The 14,465-nt window shown below is 59.8% G+C and carries 17 protein-coding genes; 9 read left to right on the top strand and 8 right to left on the bottom strand.

The window, feature by feature from the left end; all coding sequences use genetic code 11:
• Positions 1-26: 26 nt before the first annotated feature.
• On the top strand, positions 27-527 hold the full coding sequence (locus APH41_RS16325) for a universal stress protein (RefSeq protein ID WP_034126733.1): 501 nt from the start codon (positions 27-29) through the stop codon (positions 525-527).
• 103 nt (positions 528-630) lie between these two features.
• Positions 631-1,605 (top strand): HTH-type transcriptional regulator CysB, encoded by a 975-nt coding sequence (gene cysB, locus APH41_RS16320; RefSeq protein ID WP_003189876.1) that lies wholly within the window; start codon positions 631-633, stop codon positions 1,603-1,605.
• 123 nt (positions 1,606-1,728) lie between these two features.
• On the opposite strand, the gene APH41_RS16315 is transcribed toward cysB, so the two are convergent.
• Entirely contained in the window at positions 1,729-2,211 is a 483-nt protein-coding gene (locus APH41_RS16315; RefSeq protein WP_034127037.1) for a GreA/GreB family elongation factor, read from the bottom strand.
• A gap of 14 nt (positions 2,212-2,225) precedes the next feature.
• Positions 2,226-2,594, bottom strand: a complete 369-nt coding sequence (locus APH41_RS16310; RefSeq protein ID WP_054920156.1) for a hypothetical protein — start codon at positions 2,592-2,594, stop codon at positions 2,226-2,228.
• A 132-nt stretch (positions 2,595-2,726) separates the two neighbouring features.
• Between APH41_RS16310 and earP the strand changes: the two genes are divergently transcribed.
• Complete coding sequence (earP, locus tag APH41_RS16305; protein ID WP_054920155.1) at positions 2,727-3,860, top strand: elongation factor P maturation arginine rhamnosyltransferase EarP; 1,134 nt, start codon at positions 2,727-2,729, stop codon at positions 3,858-3,860.
• A gap of 49 nt (positions 3,861-3,909) precedes the next feature.
• Entirely contained in the window at positions 3,910-4,482 is a 573-nt protein-coding gene (locus tag APH41_RS16300; protein WP_032892737.1) for an elongation factor P, read from the top strand.
• A 65-nt stretch (positions 4,483-4,547) separates the two neighbouring features.
• Here the strand turns inward: APH41_RS16300 and APH41_RS16295 are convergent, their stop codons facing one another.
• From APH41_RS16295 to APH41_RS16285, 3 genes are all read right to left on the bottom strand, one after another.
• Positions 4,548-4,967 (bottom strand): organic hydroperoxide resistance protein, encoded by a 420-nt coding sequence (locus APH41_RS16295; protein WP_034126737.1) that lies wholly within the window; start codon positions 4,965-4,967, stop codon positions 4,548-4,550.
• Between the two features lie 688 nt (positions 4,968-5,655).
• Positions 5,656-6,108 carry a MarR family winged helix-turn-helix transcriptional regulator gene (locus APH41_RS16290; protein WP_034127142.1) on the bottom strand — a complete coding sequence of 151 codons (453 nt, stop codon included), beginning with the start codon at positions 6,106-6,108 and terminating at the stop codon, positions 5,656-5,658.
• An 81-nt stretch (positions 6,109-6,189) separates the two neighbouring features.
• The gene (locus tag APH41_RS16285) at positions 6,190-7,140 is read right to left on the bottom strand and encodes a LysR family transcriptional regulator (RefSeq protein ID WP_054920154.1); all 951 of its coding nucleotides are present in this window, start codon (positions 7,138-7,140) and stop codon (positions 6,190-6,192) included.
• A 108-nt stretch (positions 7,141-7,248) separates the two neighbouring features.
• Between APH41_RS16285 and APH41_RS16280 the strand changes: the two genes are divergently transcribed.
• Positions 7,249-7,998 carry a sulfite exporter TauE/SafE family protein gene (locus APH41_RS16280; RefSeq protein ID WP_034127144.1) on the top strand — a complete coding sequence of 250 codons (750 nt, stop codon included), beginning with the start codon at positions 7,249-7,251 and terminating at the stop codon, positions 7,996-7,998.
• Here the strand turns inward: APH41_RS16280 and APH41_RS16275 are convergent.
• Complete coding sequence (locus APH41_RS16275) at positions 7,988-8,869, bottom strand: LysR family transcriptional regulator (RefSeq protein ID WP_054920153.1); 882 nt, start codon at positions 8,867-8,869, stop codon at positions 7,988-7,990. The genes APH41_RS16280 and APH41_RS16275 overlap by 11 nt on opposite strands.
• A 70-nt stretch (positions 8,870-8,939) precedes the next feature.
• Between APH41_RS16275 and APH41_RS16270 the strand changes: the two genes are divergently transcribed.
• Both APH41_RS16270 and APH41_RS16265 read left to right on the top strand, forming a co-directional pair.
• Complete coding sequence (locus tag APH41_RS16270; RefSeq protein ID WP_054920152.1) at positions 8,940-9,146, top strand: DUF1127 domain-containing protein; 207 nt, start codon at positions 8,940-8,942, stop codon at positions 9,144-9,146.
• 45 nt (positions 9,147-9,191) lie between these two features.
• The gene (locus tag APH41_RS16265) at positions 9,192-10,421 is read left to right on the top strand and encodes a winged helix-turn-helix domain-containing protein (RefSeq protein ID WP_034127147.1); all 1,230 of its coding nucleotides are present in this window, start codon (positions 9,192-9,194) and stop codon (positions 10,419-10,421) included.
• 96 nt (positions 10,422-10,517) lie between these two features.
• Here the strand turns inward: APH41_RS16265 and APH41_RS16260 are convergent, their stop codons facing one another.
• Positions 10,518-11,864, bottom strand: a complete 1,347-nt coding sequence (locus APH41_RS16260) for a class II 3-deoxy-7-phosphoheptulonate synthase (protein WP_054897897.1) — start codon at positions 11,862-11,864, stop codon at positions 10,518-10,520.
• 123 nt (positions 11,865-11,987) lie between these two features.
• Here APH41_RS16260 and APH41_RS16255 point away from each other — a divergent pair, with 123 nt between their 5' ends.
• Complete coding sequence (locus APH41_RS16255) at positions 11,988-12,743, top strand: spermidine synthase (RefSeq protein WP_034127149.1); 756 nt, start codon at positions 11,988-11,990, stop codon at positions 12,741-12,743.
• Positions 12,744-12,870: 127 nt separating this feature from the next.
• On the opposite strand, the gene APH41_RS16250 is transcribed toward APH41_RS16255, so the two are convergent.
• Complete coding sequence (locus tag APH41_RS16250; protein ID WP_054920150.1) at positions 12,871-13,662, bottom strand: crotonase/enoyl-CoA hydratase family protein; 792 nt, start codon at positions 13,660-13,662, stop codon at positions 12,871-12,873.
• A 423-nt stretch (positions 13,663-14,085) separates the two neighbouring features.
• Here APH41_RS16250 and APH41_RS16245 point away from each other — a divergent pair.
• Positions 14,086-14,465 (top strand): DEAD/DEAH box helicase (locus APH41_RS16245; RefSeq protein WP_156359060.1); only part of this gene is annotated, 380 nt, incomplete at its 3' end.

The raw sequence follows: 14,465 nt of genomic DNA, 5'->3' as shown, positions 1-14,465 counted from the left end.
GCCATCCTGGCAGTCCAGGAGGTTTTATGATTCGCTCGATGCTGTTTGCCACGGACCTCGGTCTGTATGCACCCTATGTGATGCAACATGCAGTGGCGCTGGCGCGAACGTTCAAGGCTGACCTGTATGTGATCCACGTGGTCGAGCCCATTGGCTTGTTCGCCGAATCGGTGTTGCAGAGCTACCTTGATGAAACCGCCTTGAGCGAATGGCAGAGCAAGGGGCTGAGCACGGTGATGGCGACGATTGAACAGCGCGTGCTGGACAGCTTTCGCGAGGAGTGGGAGGAAGGGGAGCAGGACCTGCAATGGATTCGCTCGGTCAAGGTTATCCAGGGGGACCCTTGCGAGGTGATTCTCGACCAGTTGCGAAAACTGTCCGTCGACTTGCTGGTCGTAGGCAGTCATAGCCAGGCAACCGGCGTGGCCGTCCCCCTTGGGCGTACCGCCGCACGGGTGTTGCAGTTGTCCCCGGTGCCGGTTTACCTGGTGCCGTCGCTGCAGCGTCGGCGCAGTGACGATAGTTGATCGGTAAAAACGATAAAAAGTTCTAGATTTATCCGTTAAACCTTTAATATAGTTATATACCGTCGCTGATACCCGTGGCGTCTATCTGCTTTGAGGGATTCATATGAAGCTTCAACAACTGCGCTACATCTGGGAAGTGGCGCACCACGACCTCAACGTTTCCGCTACCGCTCAAAGCCTCTATACCTCGCAGCCTGGTATCAGCAAGCAGATCCGCCTGCTCGAAGACGAGTTGGGCGTCGAAGTCTTCGCACGCAGCGGCAAACACTTGACCCGCGTCACTCCAGCCGGCGAGCGCATCATCACCACCGCCGGCGAGATCCTGCGTAAAGTCGAAAGCATCAAGCAGATCGCCCAGGAGTTCTCCAACGAGAAGAAAGGCACCTTGTCGATCGCCACCACTCACACCCAGGCGCGCTATGCATTGCCGCCGGTGATCCGTGATTTCATCAAGCAATACCCAGACGTAGCGCTGCACATGCACCAGGGTTCGCCGATGCAGATTGCCGAAATGGCCGCTGACGGCACCGTCGATTTTGCCATCGCCACCGAGGCCCTGGAATTGTTCGGCGACCTGGTAATGATGCCCTGCTACCGTTGGAACCGCTGCGTGGTTGTGCCCCAGGGGCACCCTTTGGCCAAGCTGCCGAAGCTGACCCTGGAAGCCTTGGCTGAATACCCGATCGTGACCTACGTGTTCGGCTTTACCGGCCGTTCCAAGCTCGACGAAGCGTTCAGCCATCGCGGCCTCACGCCCAAGGTGGTGTTCACCGCTGCCGATGCCGACGTGATCAAGACCTATGTTCGCCTGGGCCTGGGCGTCGGAATCGTCGCCAAGATGGCGGTCGACACCAACCTGGACAAAGACCTGGTGGTGCTGGATGCCAGCGAACTGTTCGAGTCCAGCGTGACCAAGATCGGTTTCCGCCGCGGTACCTTCCTGCGCGGCTTCATGTGCGACTTCATCGAGAAGTTCGCACCGCACCTGACCCGCGAAGTAATGGCCAAGGCGATCCAGTGCCACAACAAGCAAGAGCTGGAAGAGTTGTTCGACGGCGTTGAATTGCCCGTCCACTGACCGCGGTGACCCTGTAGGAGCGAGCTTGCTCGCGAAGACCGCCAACGTTAACGCGGGGCGCCAGGTAGCATGCAGCGCCCTTGCGTTTCTTCGCGAGCAAGCTCGCTCCTACAGGGGTGTAGGTTATCTGGCCTCGGTAACCGTAAAGTGCTGCCGAGCGCCGGCCACCAGAATCTCCACCTCTTCATCGATACGCTTGCCCAGCAGGCCTTTGCCCAACGGCGAGCGCGGCGTGATGACGGTCACCGGTTGCCCGACCACATCCACTTTCAAACCCGCTGCATCCGGCGCCAGGAACAGCCATTGCTGACGACCGTCCTCGTCTTCCAGGCCCACCAGCGTGCCGATCTCTATCCCGCGTCGATCATCGTATGCACGTAGCTGCAGTTGCTGGCACAGCACCAGCGATTGCTTGATCTCCTCCACTCGCCGGGCCTGCCCGGTGGCCAGGTACGAAGCCTCCAGGCCGAGGGTGTCGTATTTGTTCTCGGCAATATTTTCTTCGTGGGTCGCGGTTTCGTAGGCGGTCTGCGCGGCGCGTTGGACGATGTCGAGGTCGACGGTGAGCTTTTCCAGGATCAACTGGAGCACGGCGTGTTTATTCATGGCGGTATTTGGCATCAATCGCAGAATTGCAGGACATTGGCCCGCGTCTTTTCATTGGGGGCGTTCTGGTCTTGTTGCAGCCAGAACTGGCATTTGGGGTTGGACAGGTTACGCGCGTTGCTTCGGGCCTGGTCCAGGGCCTGTTGTTGTGCCTGTTTTTGCAGGTTCTGTTGGTACTGTTCGAACAGACGGTTCGGTGGCTGCGGCTCAACCATCGCCGGTTTGCCCAATTGCTGAACCGCCTGTGCCACCGGCGCCAGGCTCTGGGGGAACAGGTAGCGAGACGCCAGCCAGGTGGTCAGCGCAATGGCGATAAACCCTAGCCACACGCCTGCGGCAATCGCGATGCAGAGTTTGAGCAGCGATAACGGACGGTCAGACATAAGAGCCTCCTGGCAGGCATTGACGGCATGACGGTGATTGTCGCACAGCCTCCGTGCAGAATAATCGCGATCAAGCCTTCTGCATCCACGCATTTATGCGGACAATCGAACCTTTGATTGATGGAGCCCGGAATGAAAGCCCGCTGGGATATTTTTTGCAGTGTCGTCGACAACTACGGCGACATCGGCGTGACCTGGCGCTTGGCCCGGCAGTTGGTGGTGGAGCATGGCTGTGACGTGCGCTTGTGGGTCGATGACCTGCGGGCCTTCGAACGCATGTGCCCGGACATTGATGTGCAGGTGGGCCAGCAATGGCAAGAGGGCGTCGAAGTGCGTCATTGGCCGGCCGAATGGCCAGGCGCGCACCCGGCCGATGTGGTGATTGCTGCGTTCGCCTGCCAGCTACCGCCTGAGTACATGGACTGCATGGCCGAGCGTGAGCGTGTGCCATTGTGGATGAACCTGGATTACCTCAGCGCTGAAGACTGGGTGGTGGGTTGTCATCGCTTGCCTTCGGTGAAGTACAAAGGCGTGCAGAAATACTTTTTCTTCCCCGGGTTTCGCCCTGGCACCGGCGGCCTGTTGCGTGAAGCCGGCTTGTTGGAGCGACGCCGGGCATTTCAGCAGGACGCCGCCGCGCAGCAACAGTTCCTGCAAAGCCTGGGTGTTGCTCCGACGGCCGGCGCGCGTTTGATGTCGCTGTTTGCCTATGAGAATGACGGGTTGCCCGGTTGGCTGGACGTGCTGGCAGCCGATGGGCGTGGGACGCACTTGCTGGTGCCGGAAGGGCGCATTCTGGGGGATGTGCAACGCTGGCTGGGGGTGAGCAGTTTGTCGGCGGGAGACATTCAGGTGCGCGGCGCGCTGACCGTTCAGGTCATTGCATTCGTGCGTCAGGAGCAATATGACCGATTGCTATGGTGCTGCGAATTCAACGCCGTACGGGGCGAAGACTCGTTCGTGCGTGCCCAGTGGGCGGGGAGGCCAATGCTATGGCACATCTACCGCCAGGACGAAGACATCCACCTGGACAAGCTCGATGCCTTCCTGGAACTGTACACTGCCGCACTTTCACCGGCCGCCAAGGCTGCCGTCGTCACGCTCTGGCAAGCCTGGAACGCTGATGGCGATATGGCACAGTCCTGGAAAATGCTGCTGGAACACTGGCCCGAGGTCACCCAGCACGCTGAGAAGTGGTGTCTGGAACAAGGCTTGCAGGCCGATCTTGCGACGGCGCTGGTACAGTTTTATGAAAGTTGGATATGATACGCCACCTTGATTTTTGTCAATCCCATCCAAATTTCGGATATACGCAATGAAAACTGGTAAAGAACTGAAACCCGGTACAGTGATCCGTCTCGAAAACGACCCTTGGCTGGTTCAGAAAGCTGAGTTCACCAAGTCTGGTCGTAACAGCGCAATCATGAAGACCAAGCTGAAGAACCTGCTGACCGGTTACAAGACCGAGATCGTCTATAGCGCCGATGACAAACTGGACGACGTAATCCTCGACCGCAAAGAAGCGACCCTGTCCTTCATCAGCGGCGACACCTACACGTTCATGGACACTACCGACTACACCATGTACGAGCTGAACGCTGAAGATATCGAAGCCGTTCTGCCGTTCATCGAAGAAGGCATGGAAGACGTCTGCGAAGCTATCTTCTTCGAAGATCGCCTGGTTTCCGTAGAGCTGCCGACCACCATCGTGCGTCAGGTTGACTACACCGAAGGTTCCGCTCGCGGTGACACTTCCGGCAAGGTGATGAAGCCTGCCAAACTGAAGAACGGTACCGAGCTGAGCGTTGCAGACTTCATCGAAATCGGCGACATGATCGAGATCGACACCCGTGAAGGTGGTTCGTACAAAGGTCGCGCCAAGAAGTAATTCTGGCCCCGGCGATACGAAAAAAGCCCGACTTTGAGTCGGGCTTTTTCATGGGCGTCTGTTTTTCAGACCGTTACATGCAAGCGCACATCAACGTTGCCACGGGTGGCGTTGGAGTACGGGCAGACCTGGTGCGCGGCGTCGACCAGGCTTTGCGCGTCATCCTGGGCCAGGCCCGGCAGGCTGACATGCAGGTCGATATCCAGGCCGAAGCCGCCAGGGATCTGGCCGATGCCAACGTGGGCCGTGATCGAAGCGTCATCCGGGATTTTGCGTTTGGTCTGGCTGGCAACGAATTTCAGTGCGCCGATAAAGCAGGCGGAGTAGCCGGCAGCAAACAATTGCTCGGGGTTAGTGGCCTGGCCACCGGCGCCACCCAACTCCTTGGGAGTCGACAGTTTGACGTCGAGGATATTGTCGCTGGAAACGGCGCGACCATCACGGCCGCCAGTGGCGGTGGCTACTGCGGTATAGAGCGTTTGCATGGGGCGTTCCTCTGTATGTTTAGCGCTAAACATTTGCGCGCTAAGTAGTTGGTGAGGCGAATGTATAGCGCTAATGTTTAGTGCGCAAGTTAATTTTTCAGTTTTTTGGCTGATTGAAAAATTTGAGGGCACCGCAGAGCAAAAAGTGGGAGCTGGCTTGCCTGCGATTGTGGTGTGTCAGTCAATGCATTGTTGAATGATGTACCGCAATCGCAGCATAGGTATCTACATAACTCTGTTAGCTCAACGGTAACCACGATGCGAAGCGAGCCGCTCTTTATCTTGATCTGCTTTGATCTTAGGCGCCCCGTTAAACCACGCTGGCGGATTACGGGCACACCGAGCCTGGGCGAGGTGCCGAGTGGTGGGGCAAGAGCGTTTTGCTTACTTTTGTCTGGGCCGGCATTCCGGCTTTTCAAAAGTGAGCCGCTGTAAAAGCGGAACCCTAAGTGGCCGTTACCGCAGGAATGGATATGTACACGGTCCAACTGTGTTGACTGTCAGGCCGTCTTCGCAGGCAAGCCAGCTCCCACCTTGGATCGCGGGGGCATCAGTTATATCTGTGTCGGCTGCCAGGCCGTCACGGGAGCAAGCTCCCTCGCCACAGATTTAGCGTCGTGCCGAAGTTGTGTAGATACCTATGGCCATCGCAGGCAAACCAGCTCCCACTTTTTAGGTGTGCGTTGCGTCAGAGGCTGGTTTGCAGATTGGCGCGCAACGCGATCAGGTCTCCTTGCAGCTTGCGCAATTGCTCCAGCGCCATCCCGCTGGCGCCCAGGATGCATTGTGGAACATCCTTGGCCTTCTCCTGCAAGGCGCGCCCGGTGTCGGTCAGTTCCACGACTACCACTCGTTCATCTTCGCGGCTGCGGGTACGGCTGAGCAGGCCCTCGGCTTCCAGGCGCTTGAGCAGTGGCGTCATGGAGCCTGGGTCCGTCAGTAGGCGGCTGCTGATTTCGCTGACGGTCAATTCATCCTCTTCCCACAGCACCATCATGGCCAGGTATTGCGGGTAGGTCAGGCCGATGGCTTGGAGCAGCGGCTTGTAGACCTTGGTCATCAGCAATGAAGTAGAGTGCAGGGCGAAGCACAGCTGGTTGTCCAGCAACAGCGATTCGCAAGGATCAGGGTTTTTGCTCATGGTGGCGTCTCGAAAAAGCATGTCTGGGCTGGAATCTAGCGGGCAAATCTTTAATGCGCCAGGTAATTTTTGCCGGAGGCGTCAGACCAAGCCACTTTGCAATGCCAGATCCCAAGGCGGCACCGGGCTGAAACGGGATTTGAGATATTCAAGCAACAATCGGCTGCGCGCATTGGGCTGTTGCTCCAGGCGCAGCGCATAAATGCCGGCGGTTTCCGGGCTCGGCAAACCGTCTTCACAAAACAGCGGCAACAGTTCACCGCGTACCAGGTATTCACTGGCCAACCAGGTCGGCAGGTGAGCGATGCCCAGCCCGGCCAGTGCACCCGAAAGCAGGGCTTCGGCATTGTTGGCGCTCATGCGGATGCGCCGGGGGCGATAGGTGGTGCGACGCCCGTCCAGTTCGAAGCGCCAGGCGAACATTGGCGCCAGCCCGTCCCAGTCCAGGCCATCATGTTCGCTCAGCTCTCGAGGATGGGCCGGCGTGCCACGGCTTTTCAGGTACGCGGGGCTGGCGCAGGCGATACGCACAATGCTCGCCAACGGCGTAGCGACCAGCCGGGTATCGACAATATGCCCAGCGCGCAGAACCAGATCGACCTTGCCCAGATGCGCGCCCTGCATATCGACAAAGCTGTCGATCAAGTGCAGGTGCACGTCCAGTCCTGGGTACAGGTTTAAAAAGTCCGCAATGACCGGCGCCAGATGCCGGCGGCCGAATGCTGCGGGCGCATCGACCCGGATCAACCCCTCCGGCGCATGGCTCAGCGAGACCGCTTCAGCCCGCGCCAGCTGCAACTCGTTGACAATCCGTCGTGCCCGCTCGGCAAAGGCCAGGCCCGCCGAGGTGGGCACTACTGCATGGGTGCTGCGTTGGAACAGGCGGCTGCCCACTGAGTTCTCCAGGCTGTCGATACGCCGGGCCACGGCGGAAGGTGTCAGCGGATGGCGGCGCGCGGCGGCGGAAAAGCTGCCGGCTTCCAGCACATCCAGAAACAGGCTGAGTTGGTCGGTCAAGGTGTTGGGGTTCATGGCTCGACGCTTATGCGAGATTGGCACAGCCATTGTGCGTTGCTGTGCGTTTCCGCGCCAGAGCCGACTGCGTAGCATGCAAAGCTTGGAATTGCGGAGTAGCGAGCGGTGTGGGATCTAGTGATGTACCTGGCATTGGGTGCGGCGTTGGGCACCGTGGGTGGGCTGTTTGGCATCGGCGGCGGGCTGATTGCTATCCCGGTACTCGGCGTGTTGTTCGGGCTGGATCAGCAAATTGCCCAGGGCACCGCTTTGGTCATGGTCGTGCCGAACGTGATGCTCGCCCTGTGGCGCTATCACCAACGTAACCGCATCGAGTTGCGTCACGCCTTACCCTTGGGTGTGACCGGCTTTTGCTTTGCCTGGCTGGGATCGATCTGGGCGGTGGGGCTGGATGCGGGCGCCATGCGCATTGGTTTTATTGCGTTCTTGGTGGCGCTGTCTGCCTACAACCTGCTGCGCATGTTCACCCGCAACGCGCCGCCCACCACGCAAATGCGTTATTCCTGGCCCTGGCTTGGCGTCTTGGGCGCGGCATCCGGCTCCATGGGCGGGCTGTTCGGGGTCGGCGGCGCGGTGGTGGCCACACCGGTACTCACCAGTGTGTTCGGCACTACTCAAGTGGTTGCCCAAGGGTTGTCGTTGGCCTTGGCGTTGCCCAGTACCGGTGTGACCCTGGTCACCTATGCCTGGCACCACGAGGTGGACTGGATGATCGGCCTACCGCTGGCGGTGGGTGGCCTGCTGAGTATCAGTTGGGGCGTGAAAGTGGCTCATGCCTTGCCGGAGCGCCTGTTGCGCGGCCTGTTCTGTGGCTTTTTGGTGGTGTGCGCGGTGATGCTTACCTTTAAAGTTTGAAGCCTTCGACGATGTAGTCCGCCAGGCACTCGGTGATCGGCGAGGTCATCTGCGGGTTACGCAGCAAGCGCAGGTTCATCGACGGCAAAGGCGGGAAGCCTTCGTCGCTGCCGAGCACTCGCAGGTCGTCGGTGACCAGGCTTTCCATGCTGACCATCGCCGCCAGGCCCGCACTCACCACCGCCAGGATCGCTGCTCCGTTAGAGCTGTGATAGGCCAGGCGATAATCTCGCCCGGCCGCGTCCAATGCCGCACGTGCCCAATGGGTGTACAGGCACTCGTCGCCGGACACCGCCAGAGGCAGGGCATCGTGCTCCTCCACACAAAAGCACGGTGATGCTGCCCATACCATGCGTTCGGTACGCAACAACTCACCCAGATCATTGCCGGGCTCGCGGCTGATCACGGTCAGCGCCAAGTCCCGCCGTTGCATCAATACGGTCGATGCTTCGCAGTGCATTTCGATTTGAATCAGTGGGTAGGCTTTGGAGAACTGTTTCAGGATCCCTGGCAGAAAGCGCATCAGATAGTCATCCGGCGTGCCGATGCGCACCAATCCCACCATATGCGGCTCGCGCAGGGTATTGAACACTTCACTGTGCAATTTCAGGATGCGCCGCGCATAACCCAGCAGCACCTGGCCTTCGGGCGTGAGCCGTACCTGCCGGCCATCGCGCTCGAACAGTTTGCGCTGCAACACGTCTTCTTCCAGACGCTTCATCTGCATGCTGACCGCCGATTGAGTGCGATTGACCGTCTCGCCGGCACGGGTGAAACCGCCCTGGTCGGCAATGGCGACGAAGGTGCGCAGCACGTCTGTGTCGATGCTGGGATAGGCGGACAATTGATCAATCTCTGAGATGTAATGCATAAGAAACATTCGTTGGATTGATCATAATGCCAAGCACACACTGTCGTCATCCCCACTGGAGGGCGAGAAGATGAAAGGTCAAAAAGGTTTCATATCGACGGATAACTGGCTGTTTGCTGGGCTTTTTCACACATTCGCGCGTTGGCAGCTGTTGCATCAGGAGCGGCAGATGCTGGCGACCCTGAGCGATGACGCACTCAAGGACATCGGGCTCAATCGCGCCGACGTCGCGCAGGAAAGCCATCGGCATTTCTGGGAAGACCCGCTGCGAAAATAAGCCCGGATGCAGTAGGGTAGGGCGCGAGCCTCAATGGAGATCGCCATGCCCGCCGACCTGTGTATTTCACTCAAGCAAGCTCGACGCATGGCGCTGGCTGCCCAGGGGTTTTCCGGGCGCCAGGCGCCTGCACAGATAAAGGCCACGCACCTCAACCGCTTGATCGAGCGCCTGGGCGTTTTACAGATCGACTCGGTCAATGCGCTGGTGCGTTCCCACTACCTGCCCGTGTTTTCCCGCCTTGGTTCTTATTCCCCATCGATTCTTGAGCAGGCGGCCTGGAGCCTGGGGCGGCGGCGTTCTCTGTTTGAATACTGGGGGCATGAGGCGTCGCTGCTGCCCTTGGCGCTGTACCCGCTGATGGGTTGGCGTATGGAGCGCGCCCGGCAAGGGCAGGGGATCTATTCGCAGATGGCACGTTTTGGCCGTGAACAGCAGGCGACGATCCAGCGCGTGTTGCGCACCGTCGAACAGCAGGGCGCCGTGGGGGCGGGTAGCTTGTCGACCCGCGAGGAGCGTGCCGGTCCCTGGTGGGATTGGAGTGATGAAAAGCACGCGCTGGAATGGCTGTTCGCCGCTGGCCTGGTCACGGTTGCCGGTCGTCGAGGGTTTGAGCGGCTTTATGATCTGCCCGAGCGTGTTATTCCCGCAGAGGTGCTCAGGGTCTCCATGAGTGAAGGTGAAGCGCAGCGTGGCTTGCTGTTGCACAGTGCGACTGCATTGGGTGTCGCCACCGAAAAAGACCTGCGCGATTATTTCCGCCTCGACCCCGCCGACAGCCGCAACCGCTTGGCCGAGCTGGTTGAGGATGGGCAACTGCTGGCGTGCCAGGTGCGGGGCTGGAAACAACCGGCGTATTGCCTGGCGGCGCCCAAACTGCCGCGCAACGTGCCGGCCAGTGCATTGTTGTCGCCGTTCGATTCGCTGATATGGGAGCGCAGCCGCACCGAGCGCTTGTTCGACTTTCGCTATCGCCTGGAGATCTACACGCCGCAAGAAAGACGCGTGTACGGCTATTACGTCCTGCCGTTTCTCCACAACGAACGCATTGCCGCACGCGTCGACCTGCGGGCCGAGCGTGCCCATGAGCGCCTGGCCGTGCATGCCGTGCACGAGGAAGAACCTGGGCTGGATGAGGAAGGTATGTTGGCGCTGGCCTTGAACCTACGAAAGATGGCCGACTGGCTAGGGCTGGAACAGATCCAGCTCAATTGCCAGCGGCCCAGTGCTGCCCGGTTGAGGGCTGCGATGCTGAACCGGGATGTCAGCCTTTAAGGCTCTATCGCGGGCAAGCCCGGCTCCCACATTTGAACGCGTTTTTCTGTGGGAGCCGGGCTTGCCCGCGATGGCGTCATCCCCGTCGATAAAACGTCAGCGCTTTACCTGTTTCAAGGTCTCGGCAATCAGGAACGCCAACTCCAGCGACTGATCGGCATTCATCCGTGGGTCGCAATGCGTGTGGTAGCGGTCTGACAGGCCATCTTCGGTGATCGGTCGTGCGCCGCCGATGCATTCGGTGACGTTCTGCCCGGTCATCTCGATATGGATCCCGCCGGCATAGCTGCCTTCTGCCTGGTGCACCTGGAAGAAATCCTTCACTTCGCCAAGGATCTGCGCAAAGTCGCGGGTCTTGTAGCCACTGCTGGCCTTGATGGTATTGCCGTGCATTGGGTCGCAACTCCACAGCACCTGCTTGCCCTCGCGCTGCACGGCACGGATCAGGTTGGGCAAATGGTCGCCGACCTTGCCTGCACCCATACGGGCAATGAGGTTGAGGCGGCCAGGGTCGTTATCCGGGTTGAGGATGTCGATCAGGCGGATCAGGTCCTCCGGGTTCATGCTCGGTCCGACTTTCACGCCGATCGGGTTGTTCACCCCGCGCAGGAACTCGACATGGGCGCCGTCCAACTGACGGGTACGGTCGCCGATCCACAGCATATGCGCCGAGCAGTCGTAGTAATCGTTGGTCAGGCTGTCGCGGCGCACGAAGGCTTGTTCATAGTTGAGCAGCAACGCTTCGTGGGCGGTGAAGAAGCTGGTTTCGCGCAATTGCGGCGAGCTGTCCATGCCACAGGCGCGCATGAAGGCCAGGGTTTCGTCGATGCGGTCGGCCAGTTGGCTGTACTTTTCGGCGAGGGCGGAGTTGGCGATGAAATCCAGGTTCCACTTGTGCACTTGGTGCAGGTCGGCAAAACCGCCCTGAGCAAAGGCGCGCAGCAGGTTGAGGGTGGCGGTGGACTGGTGGTAGGACTGCAACAGGCGGTCCGGGTCTGGCACGCGGCTTTTTTCGTCGAAGCCGATGCCGTTGACGATATCGCCGCGGTAGGCGGGCAGGGTGATGCCGTCGATGGTTTCATCGTTGGCCGAACGTGGCTTCGCGAACTGGCCGGCCATGCGCCCGACTTTCACCACCGGGCAACCGGCGGCGAAGGTCATGACAATGGCCATCTGCAGCAGCACCTTGAAGGTGTCGCGGATCTTCGCGGCGGAAAACTCGGCGAAGCTCTCGGCGCAATCGCCACCTTGCAGCAGGAAGGCACGACCCTGGGTCACTTCGGCAAACTGACGGCGCAATTCGCGGGCTTCGCCGGCAAACACCAGGGGCGGGTAGCTCGCCAGGCTCTGCTCCACTTGCTCCAAGTGCGCGGCGTCCGGGTATCGGGGTTGCTGCTGGATCGGCAGGGCTCGCCAGCTATCGGGACTCCAGGGGTGGCTCATCATGAACTCGTTTGCAGGTGGATGTTAGGGCGTCAATGTTAGCAGCAATTAGTGCGTGACCTGTGGTTGCCGCTTGGCCGACAATCGCGCCTTTGTCGTGTGGTAAACCCTTTAGGAGTAGTGATGAGCGAGGAGCGTGTCGAGCGCCTGCTGGCCGAAGTCCATGATGAATTCGGCATGATCCGTGTGCTTGAAGTGGCTGATTACCGCTTTCTCGAATTTGGCGACGCCATCGAGCAAAGCTGTGTGTTCACTGCTGACCCGAGCTGGCTGGAGTACGACTACACCCGCGCGATGCTGATCGGCGCGTTGTGCCATGAACAGCCGGAAAGTGCGTTGTTCCTCGGCCTGGGCGCGGGCACGTTGACCCAGGCATGCCTCAAGTTCCTGGCGCTGGAGGATGTCGAAGCCATTGAGCTGCGCCCCGATGTGCCGCGCCTGGCGATTGAATATCTGGGGCTGGATGACGATCCGCGCTTGTACATCCGCATTGGTGACGCGCTGCAATTGCTCGACAGTGCTGAATCGGCCGATTTGATTTTCGTCGACCTCTACACCGATGTCGGCCCGGGCGTGGGGCATCTGGCCTGGACCTTCCTGGAAAACTGTCAGAAGAAACTCAACCCGGGCGGCTGGCTGGTGATCAACCAGTGGGCCACCGATGACGGCAAGCCGCTGGGGGCGGCGTTGCTGCGTGGGTTGTACCACCGGCATTACTGGGAGCTGCCGGTGAAGGAGGGCAATGTGATTCTATTGGTGCCTTCGGAGCTGGATCAGGTGCTGGACCTGGATGCGCTGTCAGCCCGCGCCGAAGCCTTGGCGCCGCGATTGGGGTATTCGTTGCAGCCGTTGATCAAGGCGATTCGGCCAGCAACTTAGTTGTCAGTTCGGACGCTTTCGCGGGCAAGCCCACAGTCGAATTGCACTCAGTGTTGAAATGCAATCCCCTGTGGGAGCGGGCTTGCCCGCGAAGAGGCCCTCACTGGCGACGGCTAATTCAGTTTGTTCAAATCCCCTTGAACACCCCGGGCCGCTTCTCGACCATCGCCCGAACACCCTCCTTCGCATCCTCACTGTTGAGCAGTTTATCCACCATGGGCGGCAGCGCGGCGGCTGCGACGGCCTCACCCTCCATGCGCGCCAGGCGTGCCGACATCAACGTTGCCTGCACACCCAGCGGCGCCTGGCGCGCAATGCGGTTGGCCAATTCAATGGCACGGGGCAACAGGTCTTCACTGGCCATCACTTCCTGCACCAACCCCAGGCGCAGGGCCTCATGGGCGTCGAATTCGTCGCCGGTGAGCAGCCAACGCATCGCATTGCCCCAGCCGGCAATCTGATGAAAGCGCAATGTCGCGCCGCCAAACGGAAAGATGCCGCGTTGCACCTCCATCTGGGCGAAGCGGGTATTGCTGGCGCAGAGGTTGATATCCGCCGCCAGCATCAACTCGATACCAAGGGTCAGGCAGTAACCTTGGGCGGCGACGATCACCGGCTTGCTCACGCGCGGGCCGGCAAACACCCCCCACGGGTCGCACCCTCCCAGCGGCGGTTGCCAGCCGCCGGCCATTACGCCGCTGACATTGGCCAGGTCCAGTCCTGCGGTGAAGTGATCGCCATGGGCGAACACCACGGCCACCCGTGCGTCATCGTTTCGATCAAATTCGCCATAGGCCAGGCTCAGTTCATTGAGCAAATCCAGGTCAAAGGCGTTGCGCTTGGCCACGCGGTCCAGGCCTAGCAATAGAACATGGCCCTCAAGTGCGCGGCTGACACGGCTACTGCTGGCTTGATTCATCGGGTGTGCCCTCGGGGCGCAGGTGAGGTTTCAGACCAAAGGGTCTCAATGGGTGGGTGAACCGTTTAAGCTCGATGACCAACAGGGCCGGGCCTTTGAAAAATAGACCCTGGCGCACGGATCTGCAAAGCGCGTGACCCAGTGCGGTTTATCGGCGCCTGGCGATAAAAAAAGCTCCCTTTTTCAGCTATTTCCGGTATAGTGCGCGCCGGCCTTTAACCGGGCCGCGTTTAGGTAGCGCAATTCCCCGAAGTCAGCTTCGGCTGCACGTCCGCACAGCGGACTCTTCCTTGACGAATCTTTTTCATTCATTCGTTTTCGCAAATCCCCGCCGACAAAGCAGCCAGGGCGACTCTTGAGTCTCAACACGGCATGCGCAGCTTTGGAGCATGGGTCTTTGCGGATGCACTTAGAGGCAGACCCATGACCCAGGAAACCGGCGGCTTCGCCGCTTTTAATCTTAACCCGAATATTCTTGCAGCCGTCGCAGCGACCGGCTACGAAGAACCTTCGGCGATTCAGCAGCAATCGATCCCGATCATCATGGCCGGTAAGGACATGATTGGCCAGGCGCAAACCGGTACCGGTAAAACCGCCGCGTTCGCCCTGCCTATTCTGCATTGCATCGATCCTGCCAAGCGCGAGCCGCAAGCCCTGATCCTGGCGCCAACCCGTGAGTTGGCGCTGCAAGTAGCAACCGCCTTTGAAACCTACGCCAAGCAAATGCCGGGTGTAACTGTTGTGGCCGTTTACGGCGGCGCGCCTATGGGCCCACAACTCAAGGCAATCCGTAATGGCGCACA

The sequence above is a fragment of the Pseudomonas sp. NBRC 111138 genome, assembly GCF_001320835.1.
GTDB classification, from domain to species: domain Bacteria; phylum Pseudomonadota; class Gammaproteobacteria; order Pseudomonadales; family Pseudomonadaceae; genus Aquipseudomonas; species Aquipseudomonas paracarnis.
This window is presented reverse-complemented; position numbering and strand designations above follow the sequence as displayed.